The organism is Paracoccus shanxieyensis, from assembly GCF_009711265.1.
Classification (GTDB): Bacteria; Pseudomonadota; Alphaproteobacteria; order Rhodobacterales; family Rhodobacteraceae; genus Paracoccus; species Paracoccus shanxieyensis.
Map to the genome: position 1 here is coordinate 1 of NZ_WMII01000058.1, position 3094 is coordinate 3094.

General features: G+C 63.7%; 3 protein-coding genes. 2 read left to right on the plus strand and 1 reads right to left on the minus strand.

The features are described 5' to 3' along the window. Window positions 1–828: type IV secretory system conjugative DNA transfer family protein (locus GL284_RS21765; protein ID WP_230383528.1), on the plus strand; the 828-nt coding region annotated here is incomplete at its 5' end. Between the two features lie 45 nt (window positions 829–873). On the opposite strand, the gene GL284_RS21110 is transcribed toward GL284_RS21765, so the two are convergent. Then, a complete protein-coding gene (locus GL284_RS21110; RefSeq protein WP_155046372.1) occupies window positions 874–1308 on the minus strand; it encodes a hypothetical protein in 435 nt (144 codons plus the stop codon). 55 nt (window positions 1309–1363) lie between these two features. On the opposite strand from GL284_RS21110, the gene GL284_RS21115 reads away from it, so the two are divergent. Further along, window positions 1364–2701, plus strand: a complete 1338-nt coding sequence (locus GL284_RS21115) for a hypothetical protein (RefSeq protein WP_230383242.1) — start codon at window positions 1364–1366, stop codon at window positions 2699–2701. Window positions 2702–3094 lie beyond the last annotated feature (393 nt).

Here is a 3094-nt window from a genome sequence, read left to right on the forward strand (position 1 = left end):
CGCTGGTCAGCGCGATACGCACCGCATCCCTGCGAAATTCATCCGTCCTGCCTGTGCCCATGGTTCATCTCCTTTGCTGCACATTACGTGATCAAAGGAGCGGCACCAAACCGCGACAGGTCCAACCTCGCCATCGTCACCCAGACCATTCCGGCGTTGGATGAGATTTACGGCGAGAACACCCGCCGCTCTCTGCAAGGCGGGGCAGGGGTGAAACTCTATCTGACCCCATCCGACCAAAAGACCATCGAGGAACTGAGCCAGGCGGTCGGCAAGACGACCAAGCGGGTGATCACGCGGTCTCGCTCGGTGGGACGTAACCCGTTCGAGGGCCGCAGCGTGACCGAGCGGACCGAAGAAACACCGCTCCTCAACGAGGACGAGGCACGCCGGCTAAACCTCGATGAGGTGATCCTGGTGATCGATGCCCAGATGCCGATCCGGGCGTGGCGCATCAAGTACTATGAGGATCCGGCACTGAAGGTGATCCATGCAGGGCAGTCGGGGAGCCATCCCTATCCCGATGCCGAGAAGCTGCAATACGAGGCGCGTCTGAAGGAGACCGAGGAAACCGTCGAACGTTTGTCGCGGGAGTTGAGCGCGGTTGCCGGGGCTCCGGCGAAGAAGGCCGGGAAACGTGCGGCCGTGCCGGTGCCCGCTGCACCGCGACTGCGCGCGCCCTTGCGCCGCGAGACCGCTTCCACTCCGCCCGAGCCGATCCGGATCGATCTCACGGCACTCGGAACGGTCGGAGAGGGGCGACAGGCCGTGGAAGCCGCCGTGCTGAAAACGGCGGGAATCCTCGCGCAACATGCGCCCGGGGCATGACAGGCTGCGGGCTATGTGTGCCGCTCCGCCCCGAAGCATACTGTGTCACCCCGGAAGCTGGTGTTGTTCCAGAGTCTCGTCGTCGCCGTCGGAGTTCATGGCATCGGCGATCAGATGATCAACCGTCTCGTTGAAATAACTGGTGAGTTCCCGGTGCAGCGTTCGGAACTCTTCGGCGACCAACCGCTCGAACTCGGCTTGCCGCACCCGGACCATGACAGTGGTGCGGCGCTGCCTCGGATAACGGTAGGGCTTGACCCCGTGTTTGCGGCACAGTGCCACGAAAATCCGCACCGACCAGATGTCGGGGAGGGTATACTGCAACTCGGTTTCCGGCTCGCTGGCAGAGGCTGACGCCAGTTTCGCCTGCAGGCGGTCCCGCGCCGCGCCTGCTGCGGCACGCTCACCCGCCGTCGCGCCGCGCGCGAACAGGGCTTCCAGCTTGGCGAGTTTTTCGCGGGTGTCACCGTTTGCGGCCATGGGCGCTCCTTCCTCTTGCCGGTCATCAACGCCAGACCCGGTGCAGCGTCAAGGCATGCAAGCTGCTCAGGCAGAATGCCTTTATCCGCTGGAGAGGCTGTGGCAGTCTCCGTGCGTGGTCGGGGAGAACAGGTTGGCGCGCAAACCATCACATCCATGGGCGTTTCGGGCTGGCATGCGCGCCGGGGCCTTCAGCTGGCACGGGACAGCGAAAGCCGTTGAGCGCCTGAAGGTGGCCAGTTCAGAGATCCGGGCCTTGAGCCGCAGCGATCCGGTGGCAGCCGCCGAGGGGGTTATCGTCCTGGCCGAAAGAATTTGGCCGGCCTTTGAACATATCGACACCTCCTCCGGCGCACTTGGCACCGCGGTGCGCCGGACACTGGGGGACCTCGTGCCGGTGCTGATTGCCGCGCCAGCGCATGAGGGCGTGCGGGCGCAGTGGCTGGAGCGCATTCGCACGGCCATTGCCGAGGATGGCGTGGATTACCTTGCGCCACTGGCGGATCGGTTCGGCGAGATTTCGGTGTATCCCGCCCTGATCAACGATCATGCCGACCGGGATCTTGCCATGGTTTCCGCTGCATGGGCAGATCATGCGCGTTTCATTCACATCCCGACCGCAACATTGACCCTCTCCTGCCTTCTCGAGGCAGGGCGGTATGACGAGTTGCTTACCCTGATGGAGGCCAAGAAGAGCCGCCTCTGGTTCGACGAGAAATTCGCGGCGGAGGCGCTCATACGCCAGGGGCGGGAGGACGAGGCCCTGGCCCGCGCTGCGGCGCTGATGGAGGATGACCGCCAGAGCTGGGGCCGCCAGGAGATCGCCCGCTTTTGCGAGGCGTTGTTGATCCGGCGCGGGCAGCCTGACGAAGCCTATCGGCGCTTTGGCCTGCCGACGGCGACGGGCAATACCTGGCTGGCGATGTGGCGGGATCTGGTGAAGCGCTATCCGGACACAGACCCGCGCGGCATTCTCGAGGATCTGATCGCGTTGCATGGCCGCAAGGGGAAGTGGTTCGCCGCGGCCAAGACCGCCGGTTATCTCGACATTGCGCTGGACTGCGCGCAGGACAGTGAGGCGGCCCCGGCGACCCTCACGCGCGCCGCGCGGGATTTTGCCGTGAAGGAGCCAGCCTTTGCGACGAGCGTTGCGCTCTGCGCCATCCGGCATCTGATTGCGGGTCGGGGCTATGATGCCGGTCCACATGACATTGACGAGGCGACAGAACATCTGATCGCAGCAAGCCGACAGGTCGGTTCGATGGATCTCGTACAAGAGGAACTGAAGAGAATTGTTGCAGGCGGGCGGAACGCGGACCCGCTTGCGATGCGGCTCAGGGAGAGGATCTTGTTGCTGGAAGGCAAGGCCAACGGCGAAGCCGGGTTGCCGTGAGCGCAAACTCGGCCCTTACCTGCCGGTCGACGCTCGCCATTGCTGCACTGCGGCGATCCCGACAGCGGCCGTTCGTGCGCAATGCAGCGACTTAAGCCTTGCAATGCACCTTGCGGGCGGAAACTTCGCATTGACGTCGCAGTTCGACGACGTCGGGTGGGCTCATAATCTTCCGCATCCTCTGAAAATGCGACCATAGGTGTTTCCAGATCAGTCTTTGGGTAGCTCACCCATGAAGCTGTGGTACATAGTACTTAGTCACACCAGATGATAGTGCCCCGCGGCGTGGTGTAGGAGCGCCGACCCTCGGAGAGGTCAGGGCTTGTTCAGGTGGCCACGGCGGGCAGCCTGACGGTTGGATTGTCGGTCACACGGGCGAGCGTTTCAAGGCTC

Coding starts and splice junctions, on each gene's coding strand:
- GL284_RS21110 (WP_155046372.1), bottom strand. CDS start 1,308: ATGGCCGCAAACGGTGACACCCGCGAAAAACTCGCCAAGCTGGAAGCC.
- GL284_RS21115 (WP_230383242.1), top strand. CDS start 1,364: ATGCAAGCTGCTCAGGCAGAATGCCTTTATCCGCTGGAGAGGCTGTGG.